Origin of the sequence: Vibrio genomosp. F6, assembly GCF_005146325.1 — a bacterium.
GTDB classification, from domain to species: Bacteria; Pseudomonadota; Gammaproteobacteria; order Enterobacterales; family Vibrionaceae; genus Vibrio; species Vibrio cortegadensis.
This window is the reverse complement of the sequence record NZ_SYUT01000022.1, coordinates 14,238-40,850: the sequence shown is the minus strand read 5'-3', so window position 1 is coordinate 40,850 and position 26,613 is coordinate 14,238. Positions and strand designations below refer to the sequence as shown.

Genomic DNA, 26,613 nt, shown 5'->3' with positions numbered 1-26,613 from the left:
TCGGCATGCATACCGACAACCTAGATGACTGAAATACTACATGTGTTTAGTTAAGGCTAACTTCCACATCGGAATGCACTTGGCTTGAACAAGCTAATACGTACCCTTGCTCAATCTCTTCCGGAGTCAAAGTTTCTTGGCTGGTAGAGCGTACTTCGCCTTTGTTTACTTTACATTTGCAAGAGCCACAAATACCGCTGCGACATGCTGCTATGATTGGCAAACCTGCACCTTCTAATGCATCGATCAGTGGAGTGCCGTGCTCTGCTTCAAGGCTTGCACCGAAATCTGGAACATGAATACTAACCGCACCAGAAGCCTGCTGTTCAACAACCGCTTTCTCTTGGTTTGATTCTTCTGCTGTTGGCGTAAAACTCTCTTGATGGAAATGTGCCATATCAAAGCCCATCTCTTTCAAGTTGTTTTCCATATCCTGCATAAAGCTCACGGGACCACATAGGTAAACCGTGCGCTCTAAAATATCGCTACATAGTTGTTGCAACCATTGTGCATCAAGACGACCTTGTGGGTGACGAGTCGTTTGACTGTCTTTAAGTAATAGCTTGAGGTTGAAGTTAGCGTGCTCTTCATCCATCTGTTCAAGTTCACTGAAGTAGATGGTTTGCAGTGGGCTTTTTGCCATATGCACAAAATCGATATCGACAGTTGAAGCCTGCTCATCTGATAACCATGTTTTAGCCATCGACATCACTGGTGTAATACCACAACCTGCACTGATCAATACCACTTTTTGGCGTTCAGTATTGCGCTTTGGCGCGTGATCGACAGTGTTAAATATGCCCGCAGGTTTAAGAACCTGAACTTCATCGCCTTCTTTGAGAGAATCTACGATGTAGTTAGATACGGCACCATTTTCAACGCGTTTAATGGTCAGTTGAAGGTACACTTGCCCTGGGATTGAGCTGATTGAATATGCGCGGTAATCAATTTTACTAGGGTTACTTTTCTCGATTGGAAGCCCAAGGGAAATGAATTGTCCGGGTTTGAAGTCAAAGCTAGCATCGTTGTTTTTTGGCGCGATTTGTAGGCTAACAGTATCGTCGGTTTCAAACCATTTTTTGAGACACACCATAGTTACAGGTGTGGTATTTGGCCATTCGAATGTCATCATTATTGTCACTTTTTTAATCGAGAAATGAGAAATTATGGAAGGTGTATCTTGTGTCTTTCATTATGAAAAATTCGATGCCTGCCACTTTAATATGAAAGTCATATATAAAAGTAATCAGGCATCGAACTTGGTCTACGTCATTCGCTGTTTAGCGCTTTAATCAAGCTTAACTGCTCAACTGCTCAATTGCTCAATTGCTTAACTGCTTAGCGATAGCGGAGACTTATGATGCTTTTAAGATAGTCTTAAGGTCGTCTTCAACGTTACCAATGCTGCGCATGTCGAACTTGTCTTGGATGATAGCAAGTAGATTATCAGTCAAGAATGCTGGAGCGGTTGGGCCAGTGTAGATGCCTTTAACGCCAAGAGCGAATAGAGTCAGTAGGATAACAATCGCTTTTTGCTCGAACCAAGATAGAACCAGTGTTAGTGGTAGATCGTTGATGTCGCAATCGAACTCTTTGCCTAGAGCAAGCGCAAGTTGAATTGCAGAGTAAGCATCGTTACATTGACCTACATCTAATAGACGTGGGATGCCGTTGATGTCACCGAATTGGTTCTTGTTGAAGCGGTATTTACCACATGCAAGCGTTAGGATCACGCTGTCTTCAGGAGCTTGAGCTGTGAAGTCTGTGTAGTAGCTACGCTCAGATTTGTCACCGTCACAACCACCAACAAGGAAGAAGTGGCTGATGTTGCCTTCTTTAACTTGTTCAACAACTGCTGGAGCCGCTGCCATAAGAGCATTGCGACCAAAACCAATCGTGATCATCTGTTCGATTTCGTTCTGTTTGAAACCTTCTTGTGCAAGTGCACAGTCGATTACTTGGCTGAAATCATCACCTTCAATGTGAGCAACACCAGGCCAGCCTACGATGCTACGAGTGAATAGACGATCTGAGTATTGACCTACATTTGGGTTCAACAGACAGTTAGAAGTCATCACTACAGCGCCAGGGAAGTTTGCGAATTCTTTTTGTTGGTTCTGCCATGCACTACCGTAGTTACCTACTAGGTGAGGGTATTTTTTCAGCTCAGGGTAAGAGTGTGCTGGAAGCATTTCACCGTTAGTGTAAACGTTGATGCCTTTGCCTTCAGTTTGCTGAAGAATCTTCTCAAGATCGTGAAGATCGTGACCAGAAACAAGGATACATTTACCCGCAATAGTTTTTACGTTCACTTGAGTAGGTTCTGGGTGACCGAATGTCGCCGTTTCGCCAGTATCAAGCATTTCCATGATGCGGTAGTTCACTAGGCCAATTTTCATTGAGCAATCTAGTAGCTCGCCTAGGTCTGTTGGATCAGTACCTAGCCATGCCATAATTTCGTGGTATTCAGCGAATACTTTCTCGTCAGTTTGACCAAGAACGCGTGCATGCTCTAGGTAAGCTGCAGCACCTTTTAGGCCGTAAAGACAAAGTAAGCGAAGGCCGATAACGTCTTCGTGTTGTGAATCATGGCCACGGTTAACCGCTGCTTGAGGTGCAATTGCAAGGAACTGCTCTGCGTCTGTAGGTAGTTCGAATTTCGCTGCCGCAGAAAGCTCTGGAAGCTCTACGTTTGAAAGTGTTGCGGCTGCGCGAACTGCTTGCTCTAGTTGCTGCTTGTATTGGTTAGCTTGTTGTACGAATTCAACGATACGAGCAGGGTCGAAGTTAACGTTAGTCAATGTTGCGAAGAAAGCTTTTGGTGCCCACTGATCAATTTCATCTACGATGATGTCAAATTTGCGACCTTGTTCAGCCCAAAATGAAACACCTTGTAAAGAGTAAACGAGTACGTCTTGTAAGTCAGAAACTTCAGAAGTTTTGCCACACATACCTTGTGTGAAAGAACAGCCTTTTACAGCAGGCGTTTGGATTGTTTGTTCACATTGAATACAGAACATGTATTGTCGCTCCATTGAGTAGTGTTGCGATCTCAGTTCGTTGCTGAAATCGAATATAATTACCGAGCGTTATTGCACAGACTGTGCCAGAAGTTAACCTGTTGTTTTTGAAGGGTTTTGTATTTTTATCTTAAGAGGGTTGATGTGTTTTTTACATCGCATCTGTTGTAAAAAACACATCAATTTAAATTGTTCCTATGTTTTTGTTATATCGAGCTTTTTACCCATTCGATATAAATTTCCACGATCCATTTGCAGGAACTCTGCTGCTTTTGCCCAGACCCCGTTCGATTCGGCTAAAGCGTGCTCAATCAATTGTTTTTGGTACGATTCGACTAATTCCCGCATTGGCTGGCTCTCAGCAGGGAATATGTTTGATGTCATTTCTACACTCGGCTTGATTTCTAGTTCATCAACAAAGTGCTGCAAAGTAATGATGTGTTCGTTGTGCTGAATGGTTCTTAGCGCCGCTCGCATTAAAGTATGCTCTAACTCTCGTACATTTCCGGGCCAAGCAACCTGTTCTAAATGCATGAGTGTTTTAGGATGAATGTGTAGGTTTGGAACATTAAATTGACTGCGAACCTTATCCAGTAAATGCCCCGCTAATACGGGAATATCTCCGTCGCGCTCACGCAGTGGTGGGATATGAATAGGAAATACATTCAGACGATGGAAAAGGTCGGCTCTGAAGTTACCTTGATCGACTTCATATTCAAGATTCCTGTTCGTTGCAGCAATCAAACGAACGTCGACGAGAACATTTTTATCGCTACCTACGCGCTGTACTTCACCTTGTTGGATCACTCGCAGTAATTTGGCTTGAATCAATAGTGGTAGTTCTCCAATTTCATCAAGAAAAATCGTGCCGCCATCAGCAAGCTCAAACTTACCCGCTCGCTGTGAATTGGCCCCGGTATACGCGCCTTTTACATGACCAAATAGCTCGCTTTCCGCCAATGTTTCGGGTAGCGCTGCACAGTTTACGTAGATCATTGGTTTGTCATTTCGCTGTGACTGCTCATGGACTGCATGGGCTACGAGCTCTTTACCCACCCCTGTTTCGCCACTGATTAACACCGCGTAATCGGAGTGGGCGACCATCGAAATATTGCTTCGTAATTTTTGGATTTGTGGGCTGATCCCAACCATTTCACCTTGTATGCTACGAGCTTGCTGAATCAAGGCTGTCGTGATTGATTTTTGCTGTTTATTCTTGGCTTTTAGCGCATCAAATTGAGCTCGATTTCTGAGCGTTGCCGCAGCCAAAGCCGCGAAAGTTTCAATGGTAATATTGTCAATTTTATCGAACGCGCCCACTTCCAAAGCATCGAGAGTGAGCACACCGACAAGCTTGTTTTCGACATATAAACTGCACCCTAAACAGTCATGCACATCAATGTGAGTCGATTCATTGAGGAGCAAGCCGTCGAAAGGATCGGGTAGGTCGCTATTGGCAGCAAATCGGACTGGATGTTGGCTGTCAATAATCGCCGCTAAACGTGGGTGCGCTTTGGGGAAGAAGCGTCGACCAAGCACGGTTTGAGAGAGCCCCTTTACGGCCACGGGCTTAAGAAAATCTTCTTGGTCTAAAACGAAAAGAGCACTGGCATCGCAAGGAAATACTTGATGAAGTGAGTCAATTAAGCGTTGGTAATGTTTATCGCTCGCCAGATTTGAGCTTAGGTCTAAAGCGATTTGAAGTAAGACGTTTTCAGTAGAAAGTTTCATGGTGCGCTCCGTATTGAACGCACACAATATCAGTTCGTTGTAAAAAACACATCAAACGTTTTGATTTGATCTAGCTTGCTTGATGTACTTTTTACCTAAACACGCCCACTGCGGGATCAATCTTTAGGATGAATATCTCGCTGTGATAACTCACTGAGTAAGAAATCGAGCAGCACTCTTAATCGCTTAGGCATGAGTTTTCTTTCTGGATAGACAAAGCTGATCCCAACCGTCGGGATAGACCACTCTGGAAGCAGTCGCGTCAATTTTCCACTTTGAATATGCGGTCGGCAGAGGTATTCAGGTAGAACCGACACACCGAGCCCATCAATGGTTGCGGTGAGCGATGACGTAATGGTGTTCACACTGAGTTGATGAGGGAGTTCTACTGTAATTTGCTGCTCACCATTGCTAAACATCCACAATGATTCTAACTGAGGGCGTGATAGTTTCACCCGCTTGTGGTTGGTGCGTAAATCGTGTGGGTGATGGATCTTAGGGTGTTGTTTTAAGTAATTCGGGCTAGCCACCAGTTGTTGATTTGAAGAGTAAAAAAGCCGAGCCACATTATTGGAGAGCTTGGGTTCACCTATCTGACAATGCAGGTCTACACCATCTGCGATTAAATCAATATGGCGATTGGTCAGATCAAGATTAATGGTCACTTCTGGGTAGCGTAACAAGAAAGCGTCTATATAAGGCATCAGCATTTGGTGGCCGAGTTCAATGGGCATGGCGATGTTGATATGCCCGCGAATCGTGGATTGGCTTTCGCAGATCTCTTGCTCTGCACTTTCCATGATCGACAACATCTCAGAGCAAGACTGATAAAAGGTTTGCCCCTCTGCGGTTGTCGCTAAATGGCGAGTGGTACGGACTAATAATTTCACCCCCAGTTGATTCTCTAGCTCTAAAACCTTGCGGCTTACGGTAGATTTGGTGAGTTTTAGGCTCTCTGACGCAAGGGTAAAACTTCCAGATTCAACGACTTTCGCAAAAATAGCGACGGCATTTAAGTCCATAATACATTCTATTAGTAAGATTATTAGGACAGTATTTCCTTTTTATCCTATCTAATCAAATAATGTTTTTTGTATAAAATAGGGCTTCTCATAGAAATGGCTGCTCATCACTTTCAGCCGCTTCATTATTGAGTCAACATTTCATCGCTCTATAATACAAGGTACACAACATTGGCCACAGAACATCCCACTAATCAGGCAACATCTCAACCGTTACAAACCGCACCATCACTTGAACTTACCCCTAGAAAGAAGCCTAAAGCGGCTATCATTGCGACGATGATATTCGTATCTTTAGGTTTACTTGCATCAGGTTATTGGTTCGGATATGGGCAATATTTCCAATCGACAGATAATGCTTACGTAAAAGCCAATATCACTAATATCAGTGCCAAGGTTTCAGGCTACGTCGTCGAAACTTTGGTCGATGACAATCAGTTCGTGACATCGGGAACGCTACTGGCAAAGATTGATGATCGTGAGTTTCAGGTTAAAAAATCTCAGTCTTTAGCCAACTTACAAGTCCAACTTGCATCGGTTGAATATTCTCAAGCGCAGCATCGATTGCAGCAACGAGTCATTATTCAAACTAAAAGTGAAGTTGATTCAGCTCAAGCAGATTTAGAACGCTCACAGCAACTGCTTCAACGTAGTCAAAGCCTGCTCAAGAAACAGTATTCGTCACAAGATGAAGTGGATAATGCTTTTGCTCATTTGAAAGTCTCCAAAGCACAATTAGAAGAAGCGCAGTCACACTATATTGCTGAACAAGAAAAGCTGAATGTCATTGATAGCCAAATTGTGCAAGCACAAGCATCAGTGGCAGAAGCTCAAACGGAATTGGATCAAGCGGAGCTGAATTTAAGCTATACCAAAATCGTAGCGCCAGTCGATGGCATTGTGGGTAGACGTAGCGTAAGGGAAGGGTTATTCATTCAACCTGGTATGCCGCTAATAAGTTTAGTGCCAACGTCGGATGTTTGGGTGGAAGCGAACTTCAAAGAGACTCAGCTGGCTAAAATGCAGCCGGGACAAAAAGTGAATATCGAGCTAGATGCGTTTCCAAATCGCGAGATAACAGGCACATTAGAAAGCTTTTCTCCTGCTACTGGGGCTCAATTTGCACTGCTACCTCCTGAGAATGCGACGGGTAATTTTACAAAAATAGTTCAACGCGTTCCGGTGAAAATCCACTTTGATGATCAAACACTGGCTGCGCAGCAAATTATTCCAGGTTTATCAGCCGTCGTTACGGTCGATACGCATGATATCCGCAACGAAAATGAGAGTGAGTTGGCGGCAGAAAGTAGTGATATTGCATTAGAGCCAAGAGGCTAAATCATGGCTGAAATGGTTGCTTCAAATACACAAGTCGAATCAGTAAAGCCGAAAGAAACAAGCTCTGAAGTTTCTTTACGTAGCTGGATTGCACTGATGGGCGGTATGCTAGGTTCATTCATGGCGATTTTGGATATCCAGATCACCAACTCATCGCTCAAAGATATTCAAGGCGCACTGTCTGCAACACTCGATGAAAGTTCGTGGATTGCGACTTCTTATTTAGTTGCCGAAATGGTGGCGATTCCGCTTAGTGGTTGGTTGTCTAAAACCTTAGGCAAACGCCGCTACCTTACAGGTACAACCGTGATCTTTGGTTTGTCTTCACTGCTCTGTTCTTTTGCTTGGAATATGCCCTCAATGATCGCATTTCGAGCTATACAAGGGTTCAGTGGTGGAGCACTAATACCGCTCGCGTTTTCGCTGGTGGTGCAATTACTACCATTGCATAAACGTGCGCTTGGTATGACCTTGTTCGGTATTACCGCGACGTTTGCGCCTTCCATTGGGCCGACGCTTGGTGGTTGGTTAACCGAAAACTTCTCATGGCACTTCATCTTCTATATCAACTTGATCCCTGCTATTGCGGTGATTGCGATGGTGAGGTTTGGTCTAGATGATGAAAAAATTAATATCGAATCTCTTCGCAATGCTGATTGGGCTGGTATTTTGTTGATGGGAGTAGGACTTGGCTGTCTCGAAGTCGTTCTAGAAGAGGGAAGCCGAGAAGAGTGGTTCAGTTCAACCTTCATCACTGCGCTTTCAGTTATTGCGGTCGTCTGTATTACCTATTTCATCATTAATGAATTGTATCGAAAAGATCCATTAGTGAACCTGCGTTTGTTGGGGAATCAACGTTTTGCAATGGCATGCTTTACCTATTTGATTTTGGGGATGGGATTGATGGGATCGATTTATGTGATCCCACTGTATTTGACGGAAATCCAGCATTACAACGCGCTTGAGATTGGTGAAGTACTGATGTGGATGGGGTTTCCTCAGTTATTGATTTTCCCCTTTGTGCCTAAAGTGTTGAAGTTCATAAAACCCAAATATTTAGCGGCGTTCGGTTTTGGCATGTTTGCGTTAAGCTGTTGGATGAATACCCACATGACGGCTGATTTTGGGCATGACCAATTGGTCGTATCAATGCTCATTAGAGCGGTTGGTAGCCCATTTATGATGGTGTCTTTGTCAATGGTGGCGATGCAAGGCGTTCCGAAACCTAGCGTACCGGACGCTTCGACGCTAACGAATATCATGCGTAATTTGGGTGGTGCGTTTGGTATTGCGATCATCGCAACGTTACTTGATAACAAGGCTAGAGAACATTTAGCACACGTTCAGAGCAGCCTGCCGAGTGTTAGTTCTGATGCATGGTATTACTTACAGCAACAAGCTCAATTTTTTATTGGTTCAGGAAGTGACCCTGTGACGGCGAACTTGCAAGCAAACTCAATGCTGATGTCGACCATGTATCAAAATGGTCGGATCATGGCGTACAACGATATTTTTGTGGTGATGACGGCATTCTTGTCTCTTGCCGCGGTGATGTTACTTGTCAGGAAAGAGAATTAAATCAAAAAATTATGGGTGTGTTGGAGGCAGTCCATCGTCGTGATAATTGTTTTCTAGTTGAGCGAAGTTAGAACGGTTAGTTTGGTTTGATATGTATTTATCACAAATGATGATCTGGTTTCGACCGTTGTGTTTTGCTTGATATTGAACATGGTCAACGTAATCAACCACATCTTCTATTGTTGTGTTGAGCAAATCTTGTTTTGTATAGATGCAAACCCCAGCAGAAATGGTGATGACCTTTTCTGTTGGGCTCGTTTTATGTTCAATCTCTAATTCGTGCACCATTTTGCGGATCTTTTCGCTTCGAGTAATCGCTTGCTCAAGATTGCTAATATTGAGCGTCACCACAAACTCTTCGCCTCCGACTCTAAATGCCTTTTCGTTCTCATCGACCGTATTGTCACTTAATACTTGGGCCACTTTTTGTAGTGCAATATCGCCTAGGTTGTGCCCATAAGTGTCGTTGTACTTTTTAAAGTGATCGATATCGACATACATAATAGCGATGTACTTTGATCGATTTTTAACTTGAATCTCAGCCAGTAGTGAATTGAATGAACGTCGATTCAGTAATCCTGTTAATGGGTCATTACGAGTCAGGTATTCAAGCTCTTTGGTGTGAATGGCCATTTTCTTAATCAGGTGCGTGAATTCGGTAGAGAGTTCACCGATCTCATCATGTCGATTCTGTTCTGGGATTTTTGTTGTATCGATATCTTTAATATCACGCTTCATACATTTTGAGAGTGATTTCAATGGTGCGGAGATGTGAAAGGAGAGCAAACCAAGAGCAGGTAAAGCAATGGCTAAAGCGACGAATAACTCGGACAGAGCATCGAATAATATGACGTGCTCCACTTTCTTAATCGAACTTATATCGTAGACCATGTCAACTCGTCCACCAGCGCTATTTGTTGTGGGTAGAGAGAGAAATAGAATGTTCTTTTCTCTATCAAAATAGGACGTGTTGAACTCGTTATTGTTATCAAAATCGAAGTGGTATTTTGCTTCGAGTTGGTTGGAGAGCTCGAACGTATTGAGCGCTTCTTTAGCTCTATTGAGCAGATAGTTGAGTTTAACGTTATCCCCTTCGTTAGTGGCTAAGCGTGCTTGAATCCTCTCAATTCTGTCTTTAGTGTTTTGTTGGAAGTTCAGCGGAAAATGAGAACGCCATACTTGGCACACTTCGCGATCGAATTGTACCTCGATAGGGATGCTCCTATTATCTGAACGGCCAACAATTTTGAGGTACAACAGATCTGGCGTATTCATTAATTGTGTTTTGAACTTAGGCAATAGTAGATTGGAATAGTTGCCGCCGGAAATAGCGGTACTGATGTCAGAGATCAGAGGAATGGCTGCCTCTTGATGAAATGCAGTTGTCATACTAACGGTATTGTTGATCTCATTTTTGTGGTGCTGATAGGTCAAACTCGCGATGATCACTAGTATCAACAACAGATGAGAAGCAAATATTTTGGTGCGGATAGAGTGAAATATGGCAATTTTCATAGTGTATCTCAGAGCTATTTATCGAATATTTCGATAATTGGAACCGCACAGGTGCCATTGATACAGATGTCTTGATGACCAAGATGGCAAGCGTAGCAAACCTCCGTCGCAAAAGATGGATGTTGCGAACTGATGTCATTGCCATTTCTATCATAGGTCCCATACATCGCCTCTCCTGCGAGATGTTCAGTGACAAAGACAATGTCCTGATCTTCATATATGGCAACCGCAGTGATCCCATCAGGGTATGGACCATGATTCTTGTAAGCTTTAACTCTCTCCTTGGGAACAAAAATATTGAGCTTGGTGCCCTGACCGTTATTAATCCAGTTATACATTTTTACGGTTTCTTGAACGAAAAGGGCAGTGTTTGGAGGTAGAACGACATCGTTGCCAGGGAGCACACTCTGTTTTACTAAGATCATACTATCAATATCATCGGGAAATGAAGCGATAGAGGTAGCGTTGGAATGTCCAGACATGAGTAACGCTAAAATTAGATAAAATCTCGCCATAATGCTCTCTTAGCTTTTCAATCTAAACGGGTGCTATAAAGTTAAGTCTAGACAATAGCTGGGAATTTTGAGGAAAAATTCACTTTTTACTTACGTTTATCGGCCACAACTAGAGCTCACGCATGATATGGCATGAACGAGGGCATTAAAGTGTTATGACGGCATAAAAAATGGCGCATTGAGCGCCATTATAAATGTATATGAAAGCGTCCGTTAAGAGAGCTTAAAGGTTGCTACTTTTTCACTCAATTCAATGGCTTGTTGTTTGAGTTCATTTGACTGCGATAAACTGTCCTCAGAGCCAATAACAAGCTGATCGGTCACATCTTTAATCGACGTCACATTCTGCGTGATTTCTCCCGTTACATGAGTCTGCTCTTCTGCCGCCGTAGCGATCTGAGTTGCCATGTCACTGATTAATGTTACCGCAGAGCTGATCTCCTCTAGAGCAAGGGTCGCACGATCGGCATCTTCAACCGAGCTTGTTGCTAAAGTCGAGCTGCTTTCCATTAACGAAACTGCGCGATTTGTGGTGTGTTGAAGAGTGTCGATGGTTGATTTGATCTCTTCCGTTGAAGTGTGAGTTCGTTGAGAAAGCACTCTAACTTCATCAGCAACAACGGCAAAACCACGGCCTTGTTCGCCAGCGCGAGCGGCTTCAATCGCAGCATTAAGTGCAAGTAAGTTGGTTTGCTCTGCAATGCCTTGAATCGTTGAAAGAACCGTATTGATCTCTTGTGCATGTTGCTGTAACTCGCTGATCACAGAACTAGCTTCGCTGACTTCATTAGCGAGGTTATTGATTGAGCCTTTAGTGTGAAGCACTAATGTGTGGCCTTCGTTAGTACTCGTTGATGAGTTTTGTGCAGCTTGAGCGGTTTGTTCAGCATGAGAGGCAATTTCACGAGTAGCAGATGCCATTTCGGTAACGGCGGTTGCAACCATAGTGATCTCTTGTTGCTGGAGGTTAAGCTCATTCACTGAGCTATTCGCACGCTTAGCACTTTGGTCTGACTGATCGGTTAATTGGTGAGATTGCTGACGAATGTGACCAATCAGGTTTTGTAAACTCGCGACGAAAGTATTGAAATTGTGTGCCAGTTCGCCAACTTCATCTTCGTTTTCAACATGGATGCGCTGAGTCAAATCACCACTACCATTTGCGATCTGTGCGAGCGCTTCCGATACATAGTTCAGTGGGCGGAATAGAATGTTACATAACAAGTTGAATAGTAGTGTACAGATGATCACGACAATACCCGTCACTAAAATTTGACCGTATACCGCATCAAATAGTGGAGCAACGAGAGAGTTGTAATTAATGACACTCACGGTCATCAAGCTCGTGCCTTCGATACTTTTTGCGTAGATAACATACTGCTCGCCATTCAATTCAACCTGCATATCTGAATTGCTGTTTGCGGCTTGTTGAAGTGTTGGGAAATTAAGTCCTAGCTCAGAAACGGGCTTGTTTAGCAATTTAGTATTGGGGTGAGTGAAAATATTGCCTTTATCATTGGCAATGAACATGTAGCCTTCACCCGGGAGAATGACCTTTTCCATGCTATTTAGGATATCGGTGATCTCTACATCTGCACCAAGTACTACTTGCTGACCATGTAAATCAAGCGCTTTACCAAGAGAAACAACATTAGCCCCTGTCGCAGCGGCAACCGTTGGGTTATCCATGAACACTTTTGAAGGGTTTGCGACGGCATTGGTGTACCAGCCCCATTTACGTGGGTCATCATTACCAGGTGGTAATACGACCGCATTGGCGTTTGCTTGTGAGCCATCAGGGTAAGCTAAGAAAACATTATCAAACTTAGCAGAATCTCGAACTTGCTTTAAATGCACCACAATCGCGGCTTTGTCTGCTTCTGAAGTGAGCGACTTGAGTGCTCGCTCTTTTGACACCAGCCAGTCAGCAACATACTGATTGTACGAAGCAGTTGTACTTTCTAGTCGCTGTTCTACTTCAATATCTAGTCGATCTAATGATGCATTAAATGATAACGCTTCTACCAACACGCCCCCTAAAATGATGGCGGCGCTTGCGGATATGGCTAGCTTGTTTTTTAGAGATAGTTTTTTAAACATAATAATTCTTATTTTTAATTGTATTAGTTAGCAGCATGCTATGGCTCATGAATCTGAATTATTATAATTTCACAGCTCAAAATAAATAATGATGAAGATCTTATATTCGACATTTAAATAGATGCGAATTAAGTTTCTGTAATTAAGTGCGATTTATAAAGGAACTAGTTCAAATGCTGAAGAGGTACACGGCAGTTATTTTTGAAGTGGTTTGCAGGTTTTTAAAATTGATAGAACTCAAGTAATTGACAGATAGCATAATACTTTTTAGTTAGGTCGATAGACAAAACAGAAGAGATGGTACCGCTATGAATAACGTTTAGTAGGTAAGATTACTATCAATGGGTAAATGTAAATTTTATTTTTAGTGTTTTGTTTCAGTGAGTTAACTGTCTTGTTTTGATTGTTCGATTTGGCTTTGTTTTGTGTCTGGTTTTGATGGAATTCGCTTAGTTGAATCGGTTGTTCATAACGAATGCTATCTTGTTAATCTTCTGTTCATATTTCTAGATATTGTGTTCATCTATCTTCTATATACTGCTGATTTTTAGGCTTTACATCATTAATACAATGTTATGTTTCAATAAAAGAGGGTAAGCAATCGGCATGTTTAAAAGTATTCGTACACGTATTGCGCTAAGCGCGGGATTAGCGATGGCATTTACATTGCTGATTGCGATGGGAATGACAACCAATGCATTCACCAAAGTAAACCAAGAGATAACAGAAAAGGTTAAGACTCAGCTAACAGAAGCAACTATCGCAAATTTGCAGGCAACGGCATCAGAGCAAGGCAAAATCATTTCCAACCAACTTTTCCCTGTACTTGCTAACCTATCTCAAGTTCGTTCAATTATTGAATTGAGTGCTGAGTCTCAATTGGGCGCTGATACCATCGTTAAACAGTTTACCGCAGCACTAGAAGCGCAAGATAAAGCAGTTTTTGCTGGCTACATGGTGTGGGAAGAGAAAACGTGGCCGCTAGAAACCGAAGTAGACGCAAGCGATGCAATGAATAGTAAAGGTTACTTAGCGCCATTCTTTTCTCCCAATTCAAACAATAGTTTTGATGCTGTTGCAATGGAAAGCTTCTCCAACACCGCGCTGAATAGTAATGGCGAACGTACCGATGATTGGCACTTAATGCCTTATGAAACGGGCAATACTTTTGTGATGGAACCATACATGTACCCGGTTCGTGGCAAAAAAGAGTTGATCACGACCATTAGCCAACCTTTAAAATTGGATAATAAAATCATTGGTTCACTCGGATTTGATCTCTCGCTGATCGAGCTGCAAGGTCAAAGTGAAGCACTGGCTGAAAACCTATTTGATGGCGAAGGCAGCATTATCATCTCATCTTGGAAAGGGGCAATGCTTGCTAATAGCCGAGATAGTGTGAACGTCGGTAAAAAAGTGCCAAGCGAACTCTATTCTCGTTGGTCAAAAATCCAGTCTCTTGCGACTCAAAATGACATTGGCATGTTGACCATTGGCGATCAAGAGTACGCGATTACTTCAGTAGATACTTCTGGGGCTGCATGGATTGTTATGGTGTCAGTGCCGACCAATAAACTGACACAAAGTGTTGCGACTTTTGAGAATTGGAGCAGTGAACAGAATTCAGGTGCGATTGAGCAAGGAGTTATTGCGGGTTTAATTGCAGCTATTGTTGGTATCACCGTGATGGGTGTGATTGCTAACTCATTAGGTAAAATCTTGATCAATCTTGTCGAGCGTTTTAAAGATGTGGCTCAAGGTGATGGCGATTTAACTTACCGTATTGAAGTGAAAGGTAAAGATGAAACCGCGCAACTGGCTTTCTGGTTCAATACTTTCCTAGAACGAATGCAAGGTATGTTAAGAACCGTGATGGATACCGCGGAGCAAGTGGACAGAAGTGCAACTGCAGGTCAAGAACGCGCAGCTACTTCAAAAGATCAACTGAATATCCAAGTTAATGAAGTGAACTCTTTAGCGACGGCTATTAATGAAATGAGTGCAACAGCACAAGAAGTCGCAAGTTCTGCTGTTCAAGCAGCGGCAGCAGCAAGTCAGGTTCAAAGTAACAGTTTGAATGGCATGGGTCGAATGGACAACGCAGCATCAGCGGTAGACGACTTAGCGCTTCAGGTTAATAATGCACAGCACCAAACGCAAAGCTTGGCGGAATCAAGCGCGGCTATTCAAGGTATTTTAACTGAAATTGGTGGCATTGCAGAGCAGACTAACTTATTAGCCTTGAATGCAGCAATTGAAGCGGCACGAGCAGGTGAAGCGGGACGTGGATTTGCGGTTGTGGCAGATGAAGTGCGTAATCTTGCGACTCGCACGCAGTCTTCGACAGAAGAAATTCGTTCGATGTTGGCGAGGTTAGAGCAAGAAACACAGTCAATCGTAGTGCTGATGCAGCAAAGCCAACAACAAGCGGTCGATACAAAAGAAGAGACACAAGCGGCACAACAAGCTTTGGCTGAAATTAACCAAGCGATTGATGTGATTAATGATATGAATAATCAAATTGCTTCAGCAGCGGAAGAGCAAAGCTTAGTAGCAGAAGAGATTAACCGTAATGTTGTCGTTATTAACGATACTGCGGTCGATGTGATGGATAGCATGTCCTCATCAGTATCAATTAGTGGTGAGTTAACCGAGAAGGCAACGGATCTTCATGATGAGCTCAATAAATTTAAGATTTAAATCTGAATATTGAATTCATCGTTACAAAAAAACCGCATCGAAATTGATGCGGTTTTTTATCATAAAAAGCGGCGGCGGATTTCGATTTAGATAAAATCAGCCACCGATAGATTTGCTTTAGATAACTTCTCCGGCTCCTTTTACTGATTGGTCACTATTTTCGACAAGAATGGCTGTGGCCGTCTGTTTTAAGGTGCTCCACTCGCTGTCATCAACGAAAATACCCGTTTGCCATGCATTCTCTTGAGTTTGAGCCAGTTCATTGGAGTCAATGTGGATACTGTAATCCTTTGAAAGGTAAGCCACATCGAAATCCTGAATGGAAAGCTCGATCGTCATATCGTGGAACTGCTCTTCCGATCCTTTAATCAAGTCGGACAAAAATAACTCGGGCGTTACACAACCTCGATTAAGAATATACAGAGTGTGTTTCGGGCTAGTACCATTGTTCCATTTTGCAGTACAAGCAATGCCTTTTGCGGCCAGTTTGACTAATTCACTATAAGCTAACCAGCGGTTATGGCAGTTTGTTAGCTCTATGGTCATCTTTTTAGAGCCAACCATTTGCTCAATCGCGTAATCAATAATCACGGGTAAGTGGCAAGCTAGGCTACAGTTATGCAGATTAACCTTAATGATACTTTCCGGGATGGTTTGAATATCCACCGGACAGTCTTTCTCCACCGTCATGTAATCGCTAGCGTTGTTGAAATGGCGAACACCGTGTAACCCGACCATTTGTAAATCAGCAACCATGTTGGCGATAACGTCCGCTTCGCCGCATGTGCGACGCATACCTAGGAATGCTTTATTGACCGCCGCGACGAGTTCATTGTGAGAGACGATCATAAGCTTTTTCCTCCATGCTGTTGATCAGCAGACTGTGCGCTGGGGCTGGATAAATCGTCAGTCGCTATCTTTTCCTCTATTAGAGACTCATTCACGAGAGGCTCACTTGGGAGTAGCGGAAATATCCAGTTGTCTTGTTGAGTTTGATCGTGAATTTCATCCAGTAATGGCGCACCTTGGTAAAAGGTGACTCGTACCCATCGATCTGATCTTGGATCAAACTTCGTCGCTCCGAAGACCGCTAATTTACAGCGTAGCAAATGCATTGGTAGGGACGACTGATGCAGGACGTTCATCTGAATATCACCCATCGCTTTATGTCCTAAAGTCCACACCCTGCGTGAGATCGCTCGAAATTGAGGTTGTCGAACAAGAAACTCTGCTAAAGACAATTCAGGTGCGTGTTGCAGTAATGCATGATAAAGACGGTACGCCTGACGACCAATATCTAATGGTAGTTCTCGCTCCTCACCTGGTTCTTGTCCACGAATTCCAAGCCTCGGCTCTTCTTTATCTTGAGAGCGATACCAAAACCAATAGTTATTCTCTGGCTGTGTAAAGTCAGTGGTAATTGCCCAGCGATAGTTCTTTTCTAATACCGCCAACAGATCCTGTATTTTCTTTCCATTCGGCAAAGATAAGGTTTCATTGCAGTTCATTAGATCTTGATAGTCATCGACGAGATCAGGGTAGATCTCCATCAAGCATGAAATGAGTACTTCTTGAGCTTCTAAACTCATTTGTTGTGAGTGGTTAACGAGTTCGCTCCACGTTTGGTATTGAGTAATTGAAGCGTCGACTGAAGCATTGAAATGCGTTAAATCATCAACGGCGGTTGCATTTAATTTCTGCTGTGTTTCGTTAATGGTGATGACCTGTTTAAGGTGAAGGATCCCTTTTTGGATCAATGCTTGAAGCTCACTCGATTTGTTAGGATCCGTTTTGCTTTCAAGTACCGAAGCGAGTGCTGTTTCTCGCGTAGTCATCCACTGATCGACAATGCTTGGGTGGTTAATCAAGTAGGGAGCCATGCCTAAGCCAGTGGCATTTCCGACCCCAAGATAGCGCTGCAAGCCTCTATGTAAGTTAACGGCTTGCTCGCCGCCTTGCTGTTTCGCAAGGTAATGAACCCAATCTAGACTGAATTCACGCAGAATATAGACCGCACACATCTGGGCGCTGAACGATTGATTAAAATCAGGGTTATTTTCTAAGATCTTAAAATCAGCAATACCAAACTTACCATTACCGTAAACCGCAGTGGTGCGTAAAATGTAACCGACTTCAGCCAACTCTTGTGAGGTGGGTTGCTCACCTTTCGCTAGGTGGCCGACAATGTGTTCAAACACTCGAACACTTTTGTTTGCTCGCGCGAGAACAAGGACGTTATTTGGGTTTCGTCCCGCTTCTTGCAGTGGAACATTGGCTCTTAGTTGCTCTAATAACGTGACATCCACTTCGCCATAGACTAGCGCAAAAGTCACATCCCATTTCTCTGCTATGACTCGGTCATTACGTTCTTCATCGGCAATTTCATCGCAGAAAACAACCAAGTGATAGACATGGTTTGGGGTCTCCAGTTTGTAAACTACATGACCAAAACCTCGTGGGCAGAGTTGCCATTGGTGTTTGGTGACTTGCCATTGCTGTTTCGCCATTTTACGAATCATAGTTCTGACAAAACTGATTCGAGTTTGGTGCATAGCGCCTAGCCTTTCAGGTGCCATAACGATGTCTGCATTTCGCAGTTGTGCTTCAGTGTAGGTAGAACGATGTGCATCCATGTTGCTCACCACTTTTTAGTTATTAGATGTCAATTTATACGAGTGTTAGTCACAAGATTAGGAGTACTAATTTGTTCACTATTCAGCGTGTTTTCTATTGCTGTTAGTTGAGTACGAAGGCGAGTGATCCCGCCTTCGGTATTTCATCCCAACCTTCGCTTCTTCTTATTTTTCTTTGTTATAAGCCTTGCTCTTTTGCCATTTTGATAGCGATTTGCGGCGCATTCCAAAGTGAGGGCAATAAGATCAATGAGACTGGTACTGCGGTGATAACAATGAAGGATTGCAGTGCCGATATTCCGCCAGATCCTAGGGAGATCAATATCAGTGCTGTTACCCCCATCATTACGCCCCAAAAGGTTCGGATGATTGCGTTGGGCTCTGTTTCACCACTGATCACAACACTGATGGTGTAGGTCATTGAGTCACCTGTTGTCACAATGAAAATGGTGGTCAAAATCAAAAACAGAATGGAAATAAGCATTGGGAATGGGAGCTGCTGAGTCACCGCCAGTAGTGCGCCCGGTAAGTTAAACCCTTCAAATGCTTTGCTCACGCTACCCGGTTCTGCAATTTCAAATGCTAAGCCAGAGCCACCCACAATCGTGAACCAGAAGCAGGTTACAAGTGGAGCAATGATGCTAATGGTCGTCACCAACTGGCGAATACTGCGACCACGTGAGATTCGAGCAATGAAGATCGCCATCATCGGGCCATAACCTAGGAACCAACCCCAGAAGAATACTGTCCACCAACTCAACCAACCTTCGTTTCCACGGTAAGTCGCCATCGGAATGAAATTATCCACCATACTGCCAACGCCCTGGATATAGCCGTTAAAGATAAAGTTCGTCGGGCCAAAAATCAGAATGTAGATCATCAGAGCCATCGCAAGGATCACGTTGTAGCGACTTAGCATTTGCATGCCTCGGTTCAAGCCACTCAGTGCTGATAAAGTGTATAAAACAATGGCGAAAAGAATGATGATCAGCTGAGTGGTGAATCCATCAGGAATATCAAACAGTGCGTTTAATGCGTAACTCACTTGCAAACCTAAGAACCCTATGGGACCAATGGTTCCAGCCGCTACCGCGACGATACAACATGCATCGATCAATGCGCCTGTTTGACCTTTTAGAGCTCGCTCACCGAGAACGGGATAAAGTAAAATGCGAGGTTTCAGCGGTAAGCCTTTGTCATAATGTAGGTGCATGACCACAATCGACGTTAAGCTGCCTACAATTGCCCAAGCGAGAAATCCCCAGTGCATGAAAGATTGCGACAGCGCGTTAACGGCACCTTGTTGTGCATCTTCTTGCGCGCCATAAAGTGGAGGAGGACTGACGTAATGCGCAATAGGCTCTGCGGCTGCCCAAAATACGCCACCGCCAGCAAGCAGGGTACAGAAGATGATTGCCATCCAGCGGAATGCGTCCATTTCTGGTTTCGCGATACCGCCCAGAACAACCTTGCCCGTTCGTCCTGCTGCCAAGCCAATGCCAATTAAAAAGGTTAGAAGTAGCAATATTTGCCAATATGGGCCAAAGACTTTCACTGACCACGCAAAGCCGGAATTCACCAGACTTGATAGTAACTCCCCATCAAATAAAGCGATGGCAACGAATAGGGCAATGAAACCGCCGCTGTACCAAAAGGCTGGGTTATTCAGGCCTAACTTATCTGATGTGGATTCATTTCCTATACTTGATGTGGCTGATGCATTTGACTGGCTCTTTTTCCCCGCAGATAGCGAAGCATTAAGAGTCGCCGCTTCTAAGTTCGAAGTTTTCACGCTATTGGTTAAATCAGACATACTCTGACTCCAGAGGTTTCTTTGTCGCCACCCTATAGTTGAGGGCGACAAGATGTGTGTTTACTTAACACCTGTCCTATTATTTTTGTGTGAGACAGGCTGTTCCATGTTTGGGTTACGGCTATGACGAAATAGGCTATTTCCCTTGTGACATAGGCTCTAGCCCATGTTTGAGGAAGTTAAACCAATTCTCACCCAGTACTTGTCCCGCCTCGGTTTCACTGAATCCGTGACGTATTAATCCGTTATAAATATTCTCCATTCCTGCGCTACCGCAGAACCAAGGTAGTGAGTCTGGCCAGCCTGAATTACTTGCTGAACCTTCTCCATAATCCATTGTTTTCGACCAACGCCCATTGCGCATCCACTCAAGTACTGCTTGTGGTTGGTTCAGGCATAAATCGCTGCCGATACCCAAATGTTCAACACCAACCATGTCGGCTGTTGTCGCGACCATTTGGCAAAAATCTTCTAAAGTACACTGGCTGCCATTTGGTAAATGGAATGGGTATAAACTGAAGCCAATAAGGCCGCCACGTGCTGTCAGTGCTTTAATTACATCGTTTGATTTGTTACGCAGTGCTTCATGAGCAAAAGTAGGGTTGGCGTGGCTGATACAAATTGGGCGAGATGAGAGATCAATCGCCTCAAGAGTGGAACGTTGAGCACTGTGAGACATATCCACAATCATCCCCACTCGGTTCATCTCTTGTATGGCCTGTTTCCCAAAGCGAGTAATGCCAGTGTCATTCTGTTCGTAGCAACCCGTCGCTAATAGACTTTGGTTGTTGTAAGTGAGCTGCATGATTAACAACCCTTGCTTACGCATCACTTCGATGAGGCCAATTTCGTCTTCAATAGGAGAGCAGTTTTGTGCCCCAAGAAAAACGCCAACTTTACCTTGCTGTTTTGCTGTTTCTACATCAGCCATTGAATGGATAGGCAGGATGAGATCGGAATTTTGCTCGAACCTTAAGTTCCACTCAGCGAAGCGGGTGAGTGTTTCACGGGCATTTTCGTGATACACCATGGTGGCATGAACCGCAGTAATGCCACTGGCTTTTAGGGTTTGGAAATACTCGCGATTCCAATTGCAGTATTGTAATCCGTCTATAACAATCCGTTGCTGGTACATAACCACTCCTCAATAAACAGTCTTAATTGCGTTGGGTGATGGTGGTATACCGAGATACCACCGAGCTAGAATTTCACCGAGCCGTAATTAGTAAGGGCGTTGATAGGCGGTTTTCACCACGGTGTAGAACTCTTTTGCGTATTGGCCTTGTTCGCGAGGTCCAAAGCTTGATTCTTTACGTCCGCCAAATGGGACGTGATAATCCGTTCCTGCTGTCGGTAGGTTAACCATGACACAGCCGGTTTGAGCTTGTTGCTTGAACATAGCGCTACTGCGTAAGCTTTGAGTGATAATGCCGCCAGTTAAGCCGAATCGAGTATCGTTGGTGGTGGCAATAGCTTCGTCGAGATCTGATACGCGGATGACACTTGCCATTGGAGCGAAGACCTCTTCTTGGTTCACTTCCCAGCTATTTTTGGTATTCAGGAACAGCGTTGGAGACATGTAGTGTCCCTCATGCTCTAGATGTAAACGTTCGCCACCAAATGCGAGTTCTCCGCCGCTTTGACGTGCTTTTTCGATCCAACCGAAGTTTGCTTCTAACTGATTACCGTCCACAACTGGCCCCATGAAGACGCCATCTTCTAATGCGTGACCCACTTTTAATTCGCTCATGCGTTTGATGAGAGCTTCAACGTATTGATCGTGAATAGCATCCATTACCACTAGGCGAGAAGAAGCGGTACATTTTTGTCCTGCACCTGAAAATGAGCCTGCAATTGTTGCGTCGACAGCGGTTTGAATGTCGGCATCATCGGCAATAACCAGCGCATTCTTACTGCCCATCTCTAGCTGACAACGGACAAAGTTGGGTGCAGTTGCAGCGGCGACTTTACGGCCTGTGCCGACAGAGCCGGTGAAGCTGACACCATTGATTTCGGTTGAGTTGATGAGTGCATCTCCAACCTTAGAGCCGCTACCTAGCACAAGGTTAAATGTACCTGCTGGGATCCCTTGGCGATGGATAATCTCAGTCAATGCGACCGCACTGGCAGGGGTTAAATTAGCGGGTTTCCAAATAACGCTGTTACCAAAGGCGAGAGCAGGGGCGATCTTCCAAGCGGCAGTCGCAGTCGGGAAGTTCCAAGGAGAGATGATGGCAATGACGCCAACGGCTTCGCGAGTGACTTCAACTGAAACGCCAGGTCTTACTGAATCGGCACTGTCCCCGATTTGACGAAGCACTTCCGCAGCAAAGTATTGGAAGAATTGGCCTGCACGGTAAATCTCTCCACGACCCTCAGCAAACGGTTTTCCTTCTTCACGAGAAAGTAGGGTGCCAAGTTCATCACAACGGGCAATCAGTTCATCGCCAATCGCTTGTAGTACCGCTTGCTTACGTTCAATTGGTGTTTTTTCCCATTCAGGCTGTGCTTGTTTTGCGGCTGAAATCGCGTGTTGAACTTGCTCTTCACTTGCTTGAGCAAAATTGCCTAAGTTTTCTGAAATATCAGACGGGTTGATATTCGCAACGGTGCTAACCCCTGATTGCCATTCTCCAGCAATATAGAGAGCATTTTCTGTTGGTAGATTTTGTATTTGAGTCATCATTCTGTCCTTGTAACGGTGAGGCTGTGTTTGAGTCTGGCAGCCGAACAATCAATTGAGTGGTTATTCTGGTTGAGAAGCGGCGGCATAAACGACAAATTCAACCAGCATTTCTTCACGAGCTAACCCTGCAACGACAATCGCAGCGCGGTTTGGATAGGGGGCATTAAAATGCTCAGCATAAATACGATTAACGGTTTGAAGGTATTCACGATCAGTAACGTAAATCAGCACTTGCAGAACGGAATCTAATGATTCGCCTGCGCATTCCAATGTGTGAATAAGGTTGTTAAAGGTTTGACGGGTTTGAGCTTCAATACCTCCTTCCACTACCGCTCCTGTATCGTCGATAGGAATTTGTGCGGTATAAAGTGTGCCGTTATTAACTACAGCCCATTCTAGTGGTGCTTTTGATGCAAAAAGAGAGGTCTTAACTGGGTGCTTTTTATTTTGAGTGCTCACGGTTTTATCCAACTTTGTAACAACTATGTTTCAATGTGGTTAAATATTGCCCGTTGACACTTGATAAATCTAACGGTAAATTTTGTGCATTTGATAAATAAAACTTATCACCTTGCTTGGAGTGAGGAATATAAAGGGCTGTAGGGAGATGGGCAGATGAGTATTAAGCTACAACAATTAAAACATTTTTCTTTAGTTGTCGAAGAAGGAGGGTTCCGCGCCGCTTCTAAACGTGCAAATCGATCTCAAGCGGCACTTTCCACTTCAATCAAAGAGCTTGAAAAAATTTTGGGACAATCACTTTTTGAATCGGGAAATAAATCAACGTTGACGCCTTTTGGAGCAATATGCGTACCCAAAATCACCCAATTTTTGAATGTGTATAGCGCGTTAGATAATGATTTGCGTGCCGCCGCAGCAGGGCAACAAGGGCGAGTTAGGATCGCCAGCGTGCCTTCGGTCGCAGCGAAACTGATTCCGAGTGTGCTTGGGGCTTTTTGTGAAAAGTATCCTAATGTGGAGGTGAGCCTTGTCGACGATAATGCGGCTGGAGTAGAAGCAAGGTTATTGTCAGGAGAGGTTGATGTCGCACTCGGCAATAGCTCTCATTTAGATGATGGTGCGATTGATTTCACACCTTTGATATCCGATCCCATTGGGGTGGTGTGTTTGAGAGATAACCCTATCGCTGCTCAAAGTGATGGAATTGAATGGCATACATTGTTGAAACAGCCGTTTATCCGCAATGGTACGTGCACACTTCTTGACCCTACACCAGCTCGGGCGTTAAGTGAGCAAGCACTCTATTCCGTAGAGAATATTACCTCTCTGTTCTCTGTATTAGAGCTTGGGATTGGAGTGACCACTCTACCTAAGTTAGCTTTCCCAACCAATGAAACAAGGTTAGTGTGGATCCCATTAATTGATCCGCCACTTAAACGTCAAATTGGAATATTTCGGTTAGCGGATCGAACCATCTCCCCCCAAGCGCAAGCTTTTCATGACCTATGTCTGCAATATTTAAATTATACGGATGATGCTGAACTCAATTAGCTTTGAATCGGAGACAGTTTGGTTAATCAGCCTCCTGAAATGAAAAATCAGCCAATGCGATGAACACTGGCTGATCTTTATTTATATCTAGATGAGAACAGGCGATTAGTGACCTGAGAATAAGCCTTTAAGAGATGGCTCATTAGTTTTACTCAGCATTAAACTGACCGCTAATCCTCCAGCACCGAGTGCGTAGTAAACCACTAAGTTAACGATTCCTGCCTCCGTGAAACCGCTAAAAGGATTTGGCGAGAGCGCTTTCAAAGGAATAGACAGAACAGCATTGAAAAACTCACTGATTCCATGAAAACCAAACAGATAAACCGATAGCCATTTGAGGGCATAACCACCTACGACCATGACTAGGACAGGGGAGCCGACAACTTGTGAAATCATTAGGGTTATGCAAGCTAAAGGTAGAAGCGCTAATGCAACAACGACCATTCTGGCTAAGAAACCTAACCAATTAAACAACACATAAAATACGGATTCTTGATTTATAAGAAGCGAGAGTTGCTGATCACTGACTTGGTTGATAACCCACAGTGATAGATCTGCCGCAAGCACGAGTGTTGAACAGATAACGGGGATGACCAATAGTCCAAATACGAGCTTAACGATATGGGTGGTTAAGTGCGAAACGGGCATGCTACGCCAGAACATGGAGCTACCTTCTTGGCGCTCTTTTCTCAGCGTTTTAGGTAGGTATAAAGACGACAATACGAGAGAGACTAGCCCAGCAGCAGAAGCGATGAAGAGGTTTATATTTGAAGCAAAACCTTGGTGAATGTCACTGATGTCGCCACTAACTTGCATTTCGTAGAATAAGTTGCTTTGGATGTTAGTGTTCATTAATAAGCTGATAAAAATCAGAAAACCACATGCCAAAATAAACAGAGGAACGCGCGTGATCATCTTATGCTCAATCAGCTCTTTTTCGATCATATAAAAACTTGAATGCATTACGCTTCCTCTCTTTGCAGAGCAATAAATAAATCCGCTAAATTGGCAGTATGAATATCACCTAAATTAGCCACTTGGGTTTTGTATTCTGCTTTCAGTAACCATTTCATTGAACCTAATCCGGCTTGGCTCGAAATAGGATTTAGCTTACGGATTTCATCATTATGGGTACTATTTGCTTCAAGAATGAAGTAGTTCTCATCGACATTTTCCATACTATCTTGCAGCACAACGTTTCCATTTTTTAGGATCAAAACATCGGTAAGCAGATGTTCTATTTCAGAAACTTCATGACTTGCGATGATCAGTGTGCGTTCTCCATCGTGAAACCATTCAAGCAAATGACGGTAAAAAGTATCGCGGTAGAGAAGGTCAAGGCCAAGAGTCGGTTCATCGAGAATGAGCACTTTGGTGTCAGTCGCAATCACAACTGCCAGATGCAATTGAACCTTCATCCCTTTTGATAAGCTTTTGATTTTGCTAGAGGGTTTGATCTCTGTTTTGGCTAATGTTGCTTTGGCTTTTTTAATATCAAAGCTTGGATGCACGCCTGATGTATATTTCAGTAGCTGTGCCACACTCATCCAGTCTGGCAGTACATTCACATCAGAAATATAGGCAAGATGCTCCATAAGCTTTGCGTGTTGATCAATGGGATGGCAACCATTAACAGAGATCTCACCTTGGTAACGGTGAGCGCCAAGCAGTGCATTAATTAATGTCGATTTTCCTGCGCCATTGTGACCGAGTAGGCCTAATACTTGTCCTGCATGCAGTTCAAAGCTTACATCGTGCAGTGCATTGTTGCTGCTCTTAGAAGCATTGCTTTTAGATACAGGTTTCTTGGAAATATAGCTATTAGAAACATAGCTTTTAGAAACATAGCTTTTAGAAACGTGCTGTACACTTACTAAAGGATTCATTTTTCACCTGTCATGTGCTGTTTTAGCTGTTGTACGAATTCATCTAAGGGCATATCAATTTGTTTTAACGTTGCCGCAATCGTCGGGATCTGTTGTTCAAAAAAATCTGATTTTTGTCTCTCTTTTAAAGTCTTTAATGCCCCCAAAGCGACAAACATCCCTTGCCCACGTCTTTTTTCGACCAACCCTTCATCGACAAGGAGTTGATAGCCTTTCATTACGGTTAAGTGATTGATCTTTAAATCGGCTGCCACGGTTCTTACTGATGGAAGCGGTTGCCCCTCTAACCAAATACCTTGCAGAATTTGTTCAGTAATCCTTTCACTTAACTGACGAAAGATTGGCTGATTATCATGCCAGTCCGTCATTTCTTACCTCTGCGTAATCGCGTGATTAACTTGGTTGGTGTTATATATAAGTATAACACTATACTTGTAACGCCTAATTGCAAGCTATTTTTTGAAAAAAGATAGTTAGTGGGTCAACGCTGTGGTGTAGGCGAGATGATAACTTGATCAGTTTTTAGAGTAGTAAGAAGCAGAACCCTAAAGCTTGAGGCTTCTG

Annotated in this window: 20 protein-coding genes; 4 read left to right on the top strand and 16 right to left on the bottom strand. The window is 43.7% G+C overall.

Annotation, left to right across the window (positions count from 1 at the left end; genetic code table 11):
- Positions 1 to 46: 46 nt before the first annotated feature.
- The 4 genes from FCV43_RS08120 to FCV43_RS08105 all read right to left on the bottom strand — a co-directional run bounded on the left by FCV43_RS08120 (position 47) and on the right by FCV43_RS08105 (position 5,773).
- Positions 47 to 1,132 (bottom strand): hybrid-cluster NAD(P)-dependent oxidoreductase, encoded by a 1,086-nt coding sequence (locus tag FCV43_RS08120; RefSeq protein ID WP_136994802.1) that lies wholly within the window; start codon positions 1,130 to 1,132, stop codon positions 47 to 49.
- Between the two features lie 223 nt (positions 1,133 to 1,355).
- Positions 1,356 to 3,020 carry a hydroxylamine reductase gene (gene hcp, locus FCV43_RS08115; protein ID WP_017051364.1) on the bottom strand — a complete coding sequence of 555 codons (1,665 nt, stop codon included), beginning with the start codon at positions 3,018 to 3,020 and terminating at the stop codon, positions 1,356 to 1,358.
- A gap of 195 nt (positions 3,021 to 3,215) precedes the next feature.
- Positions 3,216 to 4,751 (bottom strand): nitric oxide reductase transcriptional regulator NorR, encoded by a 1,536-nt coding sequence (norR, locus tag FCV43_RS08110; RefSeq protein ID WP_136994800.1) that lies wholly within the window; start codon positions 4,749 to 4,751, stop codon positions 3,216 to 3,218.
- A gap of 116 nt (positions 4,752 to 4,867) precedes the next feature.
- A complete protein-coding gene (locus FCV43_RS08105; RefSeq protein ID WP_017051362.1) occupies positions 4,868 to 5,773 on the bottom strand; it encodes a LysR family transcriptional regulator in 906 nt (301 codons plus the stop codon).
- Positions 5,774 to 5,944: 171 nt separating this feature from the next.
- Here FCV43_RS08105 and FCV43_RS08100 point away from each other — a divergent pair, with 171 nt between their 5' ends.
- The gene (locus FCV43_RS08100; protein WP_017051361.1) at positions 5,945 to 7,111 is read left to right on the top strand and encodes an HlyD family secretion protein; all 1,167 of its coding nucleotides are present in this window, start codon (positions 5,945 to 5,947) and stop codon (positions 7,109 to 7,111) included.
- 12 nt (positions 7,112 to 7,123) lie between these two features.
- Entirely contained in the window at positions 7,124 to 8,689 is a 1,566-nt protein-coding gene (locus FCV43_RS08095; RefSeq protein ID WP_170961628.1) for a DHA2 family efflux MFS transporter permease subunit, read from the top strand.
- 9 nt (positions 8,690 to 8,698) lie between these two features.
- Here FCV43_RS08095 and FCV43_RS08090 read toward each other — a convergent pair whose 3' ends face one another.
- From FCV43_RS08090 to FCV43_RS08080, 3 genes are all read right to left on the bottom strand, one after another.
- Positions 8,699 to 10,204, bottom strand: a complete 1,506-nt coding sequence (locus tag FCV43_RS08090; RefSeq protein ID WP_136994796.1) for a GGDEF domain-containing protein — start codon at positions 10,202 to 10,204, stop codon at positions 8,699 to 8,701.
- 14 nt (positions 10,205 to 10,218) lie between these two features.
- Positions 10,219 to 10,719, bottom strand: a complete 501-nt coding sequence (locus tag FCV43_RS08085; RefSeq protein ID WP_017051358.1) for a hypothetical protein — start codon at positions 10,717 to 10,719, stop codon at positions 10,219 to 10,221.
- Positions 10,720 to 10,932: 213 nt separating this feature from the next.
- Positions 10,933 to 12,819 (bottom strand): methyl-accepting chemotaxis protein, encoded by a 1,887-nt coding sequence (locus tag FCV43_RS08080; protein ID WP_136994794.1) that lies wholly within the window; start codon positions 12,817 to 12,819, stop codon positions 10,933 to 10,935.
- A 606-nt stretch (positions 12,820 to 13,425) separates the two neighbouring features.
- Between FCV43_RS08080 and FCV43_RS08075 the strand changes: the two genes are divergently transcribed.
- Positions 13,426 to 15,519, top strand: a complete 2,094-nt coding sequence (locus FCV43_RS08075; protein ID WP_136994792.1) for a methyl-accepting chemotaxis protein — start codon at positions 13,426 to 13,428, stop codon at positions 15,517 to 15,519.
- Positions 15,520 to 15,636: 117 nt separating this feature from the next.
- Here FCV43_RS08075 and FCV43_RS08070 read toward each other — a convergent pair whose 3' ends face one another.
- The 6 genes from FCV43_RS08070 to FCV43_RS08045 form a co-directional block, all read right to left on the bottom strand.
- Complete coding sequence (locus FCV43_RS08070) at positions 15,637 to 16,368, bottom strand: DUF3726 domain-containing protein (RefSeq protein ID WP_136994790.1); 732 nt, start codon at positions 16,366 to 16,368, stop codon at positions 15,637 to 15,639.
- Positions 16,365 to 18,152: a hypothetical protein gene (locus FCV43_RS08065; RefSeq protein ID WP_240697139.1), complete on the bottom strand. Its 1,788-nt coding sequence runs from the start codon at positions 18,150 to 18,152 to the stop codon at positions 16,365 to 16,367. The genes FCV43_RS08070 and FCV43_RS08065 overlap by 4 nt, the downstream gene beginning before the upstream one ends.
- 178 nt (positions 18,153 to 18,330) lie before the next feature.
- A complete protein-coding gene (locus FCV43_RS08060) occupies positions 18,331 to 19,965 on the bottom strand; it encodes a BCCT family transporter (RefSeq protein WP_136994786.1) in 1,635 nt (544 codons plus the stop codon).
- A 136-nt stretch (positions 19,966 to 20,101) separates the two neighbouring features.
- The gene (locus FCV43_RS08055) at positions 20,102 to 21,100 is read right to left on the bottom strand and encodes a membrane dipeptidase (RefSeq protein WP_136994783.1); all 999 of its coding nucleotides are present in this window, start codon (positions 21,098 to 21,100) and stop codon (positions 20,102 to 20,104) included.
- An 87-nt stretch (positions 21,101 to 21,187) separates the two neighbouring features.
- Entirely contained in the window at positions 21,188 to 22,648 is a 1,461-nt protein-coding gene (locus tag FCV43_RS08050; RefSeq protein ID WP_136994781.1) for an aldehyde dehydrogenase family protein, read from the bottom strand.
- A 63-nt stretch (positions 22,649 to 22,711) separates the two neighbouring features.
- Positions 22,712 to 23,110 (bottom strand): RidA family protein, encoded by a 399-nt coding sequence (locus FCV43_RS08045; RefSeq protein ID WP_136994779.1) that lies wholly within the window; start codon positions 23,108 to 23,110, stop codon positions 22,712 to 22,714.
- Positions 23,111 to 23,266: 156 nt separating this feature from the next.
- Between FCV43_RS08045 and FCV43_RS08040 the strand changes: the two genes are divergently transcribed.
- Entirely contained in the window at positions 23,267 to 24,163 is an 897-nt protein-coding gene (locus FCV43_RS08040; protein ID WP_136994777.1) for a LysR family transcriptional regulator, read from the top strand.
- Between the two features lie 105 nt (positions 24,164 to 24,268).
- Here FCV43_RS08040 and FCV43_RS08035 read toward each other — a convergent pair whose 3' ends face one another.
- From FCV43_RS08035 to FCV43_RS08025, 3 genes are read right to left on the bottom strand one after another with little or no spacing between them, the layout of a single operon-like run.
- The gene (locus FCV43_RS08035) at positions 24,269 to 25,126 is read right to left on the bottom strand and encodes a hypothetical protein (RefSeq protein WP_136994775.1); all 858 of its coding nucleotides are present in this window, start codon (positions 25,124 to 25,126) and stop codon (positions 24,269 to 24,271) included.
- Positions 25,126 to 26,049 carry an ABC transporter ATP-binding protein gene (locus FCV43_RS08030; protein WP_136994773.1) on the bottom strand — a complete coding sequence of 308 codons (924 nt, stop codon included), beginning with the start codon at positions 26,047 to 26,049 and terminating at the stop codon, positions 25,126 to 25,128. The genes FCV43_RS08035 and FCV43_RS08030 overlap by 1 nt, the downstream gene beginning before the upstream one ends.
- On the bottom strand, positions 26,046 to 26,417 hold the full coding sequence (locus FCV43_RS08025; RefSeq protein WP_136994771.1) for a GntR family transcriptional regulator: 372 nt from the start codon (positions 26,415 to 26,417) through the stop codon (positions 26,046 to 26,048). Before FCV43_RS08025 ends, FCV43_RS08030 begins: the two co-directional genes overlap by 4 nt.
- Positions 26,418 to 26,613: the final 196 nt, after the last annotated feature.